Here is a 7,347-nt window from a genome sequence, read left to right as displayed (position 1 = left end):
CTGCGCTCGCGGTCCTCGGGCGGCAGGGATCCGGCCTCCCGGCCGGCGGACTGCGGGGGCGGAGGCACGGTCATGGGCGTAATCCCTTACGGTCGACGACCTCAGAAATCCTCAACTCAGCGCGATCGAACGTCAAGAGGATCTGATCGATTGACCGGTTTACCGAGCCGTTCGATCACGCTGCACTAGGGTGCGTCTTCACCATGGAGACGGGCCCGTCCGCCCAGGAGGCGGGCCCGGGACCGGCCGCCGTCCCGGCCGCCACCGGTCCGCCACACCGCGAGGGGGCTGCCGCCGTGCGCGAACGTGCTGTGCAACGTCATGACCGCCTGCTGTCCCTGGTACGGCAACGCGGCTCGGCCCGCGTCACCGACCTGGCCGGCCAGCTCGGCGTCTCGCCCGTCACCGTACGGCGCGACGTCGAAACGCTGGCCGGCAAGGGCCTGCTCGACCGGGTGCACGGCGCGGTGTCCTGGCCCCGGCGGCACGACCGGAACGCCGACGGCCGCGCGCCCGCCGCCGACGGACTGGTGCTCGGCCTGCTGGCACCCTCGGCCACGTACTACTTCGCCGACGTGATCCGCGGCGCCCACGAGGCCGCGGCACGGGCCGGCGCCCGGCTGGTACTGCGGATATCCGACTACCGCCCCGCCGAGGACCCGGCGCGCGCCCACGGCCTGCTGACCGCCGGAGCCGAAGGGCTGCTCGTCGCGCCGGGCTGGCGCGGCCCCGGCGACCCGGCCGAATACGGCGGCTGGGTCGCCGAACTCCCCGTACCCGTCGTGCTGTTGGAACGCAGCGTGCCGCCGGGCAGCCCGCTGGCGGGGCTGGACCGGGTGTGCTCGGACCACGGCCACGGCGTGCTGCTCGCGCTGCGCCACCTGATCGCGCAGGGGCACACGGCGCCGCTGCTGGTGGCCCGCGCCGACAGCCCGACGGCCCTCGCGGTGCGCGAGGGATACGAGGAGGCGCTGCGGGCCCTCGGCGTGCCGCAGCCGCAGCCGGTGATCGGGTCGGTGCCCGCCGAACTGGACCCGGAGGGGTTCGAGCGGGCCGTGCGGGAGCTGCGGGCGATGGTGGCCACGGGAGGGGCGACGGCGGCGCTCGTACACAACGACGTGGACGCGATCCAGATGGTGCAGCGGCTGGCCGAACTGGGCGTCCGGGTGCCGCACGACCTGGCACTGGTCGCGTACGACGACGAGGTGGCGGCGCTCGCCGACACGCCCCTGACGGCCGTGGCACCGCCCAAACGCGAGGTGGGACGCCAGGCGGCCCGCCTGCTCTTGGACCGGCTGCGCGAACGGGACGGCGGGAGCGGGACGGCCGGGGGCGGAGCGGTCGTGGGCGGGGTGGGCGGCGGGGCACCGGGCGTCTGGGAGGCGCAGGGCGTCGGCGGGGCGCAGGGCGTCGACGGGGCGCAGGGCATAGGCGGGGCACCGGACGGAAGCGGGGGCTTCGGCGGTGAGCCGTCCCCGCGGCGCCACCTCACGCTGCTGCCGACCCTGCGGGTGCGCGCTTCGTGCGGAGCGGGAAGCGGTACGGGCCTAGGTACTGGCGGGTCAGGTCCCGGCGGACCGGGGCCCGGCAGGCCAGGTCCCTACGGCCCAGGTCCCTACGCCCCAGGTCCCGGCGGACCCGACCCCCTCGGCGGGAGTGGCCCTCCCCTCCGCCCTTGACGCCGCTCCCCCTCCCCCGGCCGCCGTACCCGCCTCCCCCATCCTGTTCTTTTTTCGATCAATCAATCTTTCGCTCTTGACTTCGCTCAGGCCCGGCCCAAGGATCGCGGATCGCGGCCATCAGCTTCGCGCCGCCCCCTCCCCCCCCCTCGCTCAGGAGCCGCGCCATGAGCCTCAGTTGGAGCAGAACGACTCTCGCGCTAGCCGGCGGCCTCACCGCCCTGACCCTGCTGACGGCCTGCGGCGGCGCCGCCGGGAGCGAAGGCCCGGTGACCCTCACGTACTGGGGCTGGACCAAGGGCACAAAACAGGCCGTGGACGCGTTCAACGCCACGCACCGCGACACGAAGGTACGGTTCGAGGAGATCCCCTCGGGCACCGCGGGCGGGTACGCCAAGATCTCCAACGCGGTCAGGGCGGGCAACGCGCCCGACCTGGTCAGTATCGAATACCCGACCCTCCCCGAATTCGTCAGCCAGGGCGCCCTCCAGGACATCACCCCGTACGTGACGCCCGGCCTGAAGAAGAAGCTGCTGCCGCAGGCCGTCCAGCTGACCACCCTCGGCGGCCGGAACTGGGCCGTACCCTTCGACGCCGCGCCGCAGGTCTACTACTACCGCAAGGACTTCTTCACCCAGCACAAGATCGAAGTGCCGCGGACCTGGGACGGCTTCCGCACCGCCGCGGCCGCGGTGAGGAAGGCCGACCCGAAGGCCCGCATCGGCACCTTCTTCCCCGACGACCCGACCACCTTCGAGGCGATGACCTGGCAGGCCGGCGCCCGCTGGTTCGCCACCCAGGGCGACTCCTGGAAACTGGACACCACCGACCCGGCGACCAGGAAGGTCACCGGCTACTGGCAGGGCCTCCTCAAGGACGGCCTCGTCCACACCCACAACTCCTTCAGCCCCGGATGGACCAACTCCCTCAAGAGCGGCGGCACCGTCGGCTACCTCGGCGCCTCCTGGGGCGCGGGCGTCCTGAAGGGCACGCTGGCGGACCAGAGCGGCAAGTGGGCCGCGGCACCCGTGCCGACCTGGGACGGCAAGCCCGCCAGCGGCATGCTCGGCGGCTCGACGACAGCCGTGACCAAGGGCAGCCGCCACACCGCGGCCGCGATGCGGTTCGCGGCCTGGATGTCCACCTCCGCCGACGCGGTCAAGGCCCGGGTCGCCTCCGGCGCGTCCAGTGCCTACCCGGCCGCCACGGCCCTGCGCCCGGTCGCCCGGCGGGCCTTCGACACCCGCTACTACGGCGGCCAGGACCTCTACGCCCTCTTCGACACCGCCGCCGCCTCGGTCAACGAGAACTGGGGCTGGGGCCCGGCCACCAGCACCACCAACACCACCCTGAAGGACGAGTTCGGCAAGGTGGCGGGCGCGGGCGGCGGCACGGTCTCGCTCGCCGCCGCCGTACGCGCCGGCAGCGACGCGACGGTACGCGAACTGAAGAAGCGCGGCCTGAAGGTCATGGGCCGGTGAGCGCCAAGGCGCGTGCCGTATCCGTCCTGCTCACCCCCTTCTTCGCCCTGTTCGTCGTGGTGCTGGTCGTCCCGGTCGGGTACGCGGTCTGGCTCAGCCTCTTCACCGAGCAGCAGTCCGGCCTCGGCTTCGGCGGTACGCACACGGTCTTCACCGGACTCGGCAACTACGCGGCGGCGCTCGGCGACCACACCTTCCGCGACGGCTTCCTCGTCCTCCTCGGCTACTGCGCCCTCTACATCCCCCTCCTGCTGGCCGGCGCCCTGACCCTGGCCCTGCTGCTGGACTCCGCCCTCGCCCGCGCCCGGCGCTTCTTCCAGCTCGCCCTGTTCCTGCCGCACGCCGTGCCGGGCATCATCGCCGCCCTGATCTGGGTCTACCTCTACACACCCCAGCTCAGCCCGGTCGTCGGCGCGATGGAGTCCGGCGGCCTCGGCTTCGACTTCCTGTCCCCCTCCGGAGCGCTGCCCTCGGTCGTCAACATCGCCCTGTGGGAGTGGCTCGGCTACAACATGGTCATCTTCTACGCCGCCCTCCAGGCCATCGACCGCTCGGTGATCGAGGCCGCGACGGTTGACGGCGCGGGCGCCTGGCGCGTCGCGACCGGTATCAAGGTCCCCCTCATCCGCTCCTCCCTCGTCATGGTGGCCCTCTTCACCGTCATCGGCTCGCTCCAGCTCTTCACCGAGCCGCTGATCCTCAACCAGGGCTCCGGCTCCGCCGTCACCTCCTCCTGGACGCCGAACATGTACGCCTACACCGCCGCCTTCGCCCGCAACGACTACGGCCTCGCGGCCGCCTCGTCGGTCCTGCTCGCCCTCGCCGCCGCGCTGCTCTCGTTCTTCGTCACCCGCCTCTCCCGCCGGTCCCCCCGACCCGGCCGCCGCCGCCTGCCCGGCACCTCCCGTCCCCCGCTCGCCCACCCGAAGGGCAGGCTCCGATGACGCCCCCGCCCCGCACCGCCATCGCCGGCCCGGCGGCCCCCGTGCCCGTACGCCCGTCCCGCGCCCCGTCCGTGGGCGCCGCCACCGGACGCCCGCGCGGCCGCTGGCTCTCCCCCGCCGCCGTCAACACGGCGCTCGGCCTCGCCGTCCTCTACACGCTCTTCCCCCTCGTCTGGCTGGTCACCGCCGCCACCAAGGACGCGGGCGGCCTGCTGGCCGGCGACGCCCTGTCCTTCGAAGGCTTCGACCTGGCCGGCAACCTCTCCCGCCTCGCCGCGGAGGGCGACGGCATCTACTTCCGGTGGTACGCCAACAGCCTGCTCTACGCGGGTGTCGGCGCCGCGCTGTGCGCCCTGATCTCCGTGGCCGCCGGCTACGCCTTCGACAAGTACCGCTTCCCCGGCAAGGAGCAGCTGTTCGGCGCCGTCCTGCTCGGCGTCCTGGTCCCCACCACGGCGCTGGCACTGCCCCTGTACCTGCTGGCCAGCAGGACCGGCGTGGTCAACACCTACTGGTCGGTGCTGGTTCCCGTCCTCGTGAACCCGTTCGGCGTATACCTGGCACGGGTCTTCAGTGCGGGCTACATCCCCGACGAGGCGCTCGAAGCCGCCCGTATCGACGGCGCGGGCGAGCTGCGCGTCTTCTGGTCCATCGGCCTGCGTATGGTCGCGCCGGGCCTGGTGACGGTCTTCCTCTTCCAGTTCACCGCGATCTGGAACAACTTCTTCCTCCCCCTCGTGATGCTGTCCGACCAGCGGCTCTTCCCCGTGAGCCTCGGCCTGTACGCCTGGAACGGCAACGCTCACGGCGAGCCGTCCTTCTACCCCCTCGTCGTCACCGGCTCCCTCCTCGCCGTCATCCCCCTGATCATCGCCTTCGTGACCCTCCAGCGGCACTGGAAGGCCGGACTCGCCGCCGGAAGCGTCAAGTGACGCCCCGAACCAGGAGCACGCTTCCACCATGCACCACACCACTGACAATCACCCTGACCAGGCACTTCCCCGCCCCGCGCTGCTGCTCGCCATGGAACCCGGCCTCGCCGGACGCCTCCTCGCCGACCACCACCGCACCCGCCTGACGGCACTCACCCGCACCGATCCCCGCCTGGTCGCCCACGACTTGGCCGACCCGCCCCCGGCCGTGGCCACCGCTCTCGCCGACGCCGAGATCCTCCTGACGTCCTGGGGAGCAACCCCGCTGACCGGCACCGTCCTCGACCGCGCCCCGCGCCTGCGCGCCGTCATCCACGCCGGCGGCTCGGTCAAACCCCATGTCACCAGCGCCTGTTGGGACCGCGGCATCGCCGTCACCTCGGCGGCCGCGGCCAACGCGCAGCCCGTCGCCGAATACACGCTCGCCGCGGTCCTCTTCGCCAACAAGCGCGTCCTGCACACCGCACACCTCTACCGCGCGCTGCGCGCCCCCCACGACTGGCACCAGGAACTGGAAGGCGCCGGCAACCACCGCCGTACGGTGGGCGTCATCGGCGCCTCCCGCATCGGCCGCCGCGTCATCGAACTCCTGCGCCCCTTCGACCTGTCGGTCCTCCTCCACGACCCCTACACCGACGAGAAGGAAGCCGCCGGACTCGGCGTCACCCTGAGCAGCCTCGACGACCTCTGCGCGGCCTCCGACGTCGTCACCGTCCACGCGCCCCAACTGCCCGCCACCCACCACCTGCTCGGCGCCCGCCAACTGGCGCTCATGCCCGACGGCGCCACCCTGGTCAACACCGCCCGCGGCGCACTCGTCGACGAAACGGCCCTGCTCCCCGAACTCGTCTCCGGCCGCATCAACGCCGTACTCGACGTGACCGCCCCCCAGCTCCCGGCCCCCGACTCCCCGCTCTACGACCTCCCGAACGTCCTGCTCACCCCCCACATCGCCGGCTCCCTCGGCGGCGAGCTGCACCGCATGGCCGACCAGGCCCTGGACGAGATCGAGCGCTACACGAAAGGACTGCCGTTCGCCGACCCCGTACGCGCGGAGGGGCTCGGCCGCTCGGCCTGAGGAGAGCCGGGAAGACCTGAAGGGAGACGTGGCCCGGCCCCGGCGCCGGGGAAAACGACCCGTCAACGGGACGAGGCCCGGCCCCCTCGAAAGGGGACCGGGCCTCGTACGGTTCGAGCTGCCTCAGTGGGCGTGACCGTGGCCGTGACCGGCCTCGGGCTCCTCCTCGGCCGGCTTCTCGACGACCAGGGTCTCGGTCGTGAGCAGCAGCGAGGCGATCGACGCGGCGTTCTCCAGCGCCGAACGGGTGACCTTGACCGGGTCCAGGACGCCGGCCTTCACCAGGTCGCCGTACTCACCGGTCGCGGCGTTGAAGCCCTGGTTCTTCTCCAGCTCCGCCACCTTCGCGGTGATGACGTAGCCCTCCAGACCGGCGTTCTCGGCGATCCAGCGCAGCGGCTCGACGGCGGCACGGCGCACGACGGCGACACCGGTGGCCTCGTCGCCCTCCTTGCCGAGGGAGCCCTCCAGCACCTTGGCGGCGTGCACCAGAGCGGAGCCACCACCGGAGACGATGCCCTCCTCGACCGCGGCGCGGGTCGCGGAGATGGCGTCCTCCAGACGGTGCTTCTTCTCCTTGAGCTCGACCTCGGTGGCCGCACCCACACGGATCACGCAGACGCCGCCGGCCAGCTTCGCCAGGCGCTCCTGGAGCTTCTCGCGGTCCCAGTCCGAGTCCGTGGACTCGATCTCGCCCTTGATCTGGCTGACGCGGCCCTCGACGTCCTCGGACGTACCGCCACCGTCCACGATGGTGGTGTCGTCCTTCGTGACGGTCACGCGGCGGGCGGTGCCCAGCACGTCCAGACCGGCCTGGTCCAGCTTGAGGCCGACCTCTTCGGCGATGACGGTCGCGCCGGTCAGCGCGGCCATGTCGCCCAGCATCGCCCTGCGGCGGTCACCAAAGCCGGGCGCCTTGACGGCGACGGCGTTGAAGGTGCCGCGGATCTTGTTCAGCACCAGGGTCGACAGGGCCTCGCCCTCGACGTCCTCGGCGATGACCAGCAGCGGCTTGGAGGAGTTGGCCTGGATGACCTTCTCCAGCAGCGGCAGCAGGTCCTGGATCGAACCGATCTTGCCCTGGTGGATCAGGATGTACGGGTCCTCCAGGACGGCCTCCATCCGCTCCTGGTCGGTGACCATGTACGGCGAGAGGTAGCCCTTGTCGAAGGCCATGCCCTCGGTGAAGTCCAGCTCCAGGCCGAAGGTGTTGGACTCCTCGACGGTGATGAC

5 protein-coding genes and 1 pseudogene are annotated in these 7,347 nt (G+C 72.2%); 5 read left to right on the top strand and 1 reads right to left on the bottom strand.

From position 1 onward, the window contains the following. Window positions 1-296: 296 nt before the first annotated feature. The 5 genes and pseudogenes from A6A06_RS18625 to A6A06_RS18605 all read left to right on the top strand — a co-directional run. Window positions 297-1,523 (top strand): annotated as a pseudogene (locus A6A06_RS18625) (LacI family DNA-binding transcriptional regulator); the annotation flags it as partial. A gap of 323 nt (window positions 1,524-1,846) precedes the next feature. Beyond that, window positions 1,847-3,160 carry an ABC transporter substrate-binding protein gene (locus tag A6A06_RS18620; protein WP_073762435.1) on the top strand — a complete coding sequence of 438 codons (1,314 nt, stop codon included), beginning with the start codon at window positions 1,847-1,849 and terminating at the stop codon, window positions 3,158-3,160. Beyond that, window positions 3,157-4,104 (top strand): carbohydrate ABC transporter permease, encoded by a 948-nt coding sequence (locus A6A06_RS18615; protein WP_073762434.1) that lies wholly within the window; start codon window positions 3,157-3,159, stop codon window positions 4,102-4,104. Before A6A06_RS18620 ends, A6A06_RS18615 begins: the two co-directional genes overlap by 4 nt. Next, window positions 4,101-5,036, top strand: coding sequence for a carbohydrate ABC transporter permease (locus A6A06_RS18610; RefSeq protein ID WP_242440813.1), 936 nt, complete (start codon window positions 4,101-4,103; stop codon window positions 5,034-5,036). The genes A6A06_RS18615 and A6A06_RS18610 overlap by 4 nt, the downstream gene beginning before the upstream one ends. 28 nt (window positions 5,037-5,064) lie before the next feature. Further along, a complete protein-coding gene (locus tag A6A06_RS18605) occupies window positions 5,065-6,114 on the top strand; it encodes a hydroxyacid dehydrogenase (RefSeq protein ID WP_073762433.1) in 1,050 nt (349 codons plus the stop codon). A gap of 123 nt (window positions 6,115-6,237) precedes the next feature. Here A6A06_RS18605 and groEL read toward each other — a convergent pair. Continuing rightward, the coding region (gene groEL / locus A6A06_RS18600; protein WP_073762432.1) for a chaperonin GroEL at window positions 6,238-7,347 on the bottom strand (1,110 nt) is incomplete at its 5' end.

The organism is Streptomyces sp. CB02923 (assembly GCF_001905005.1).
In the GTDB taxonomy this organism is placed as follows: domain Bacteria; phylum Actinomycetota; class Actinomycetes; order Streptomycetales; family Streptomycetaceae; genus Streptomyces.
The sequence above is the reverse complement of the archived record's forward strand: the minus strand, read 5'-3'. Positions and strand labels throughout refer to the sequence as shown.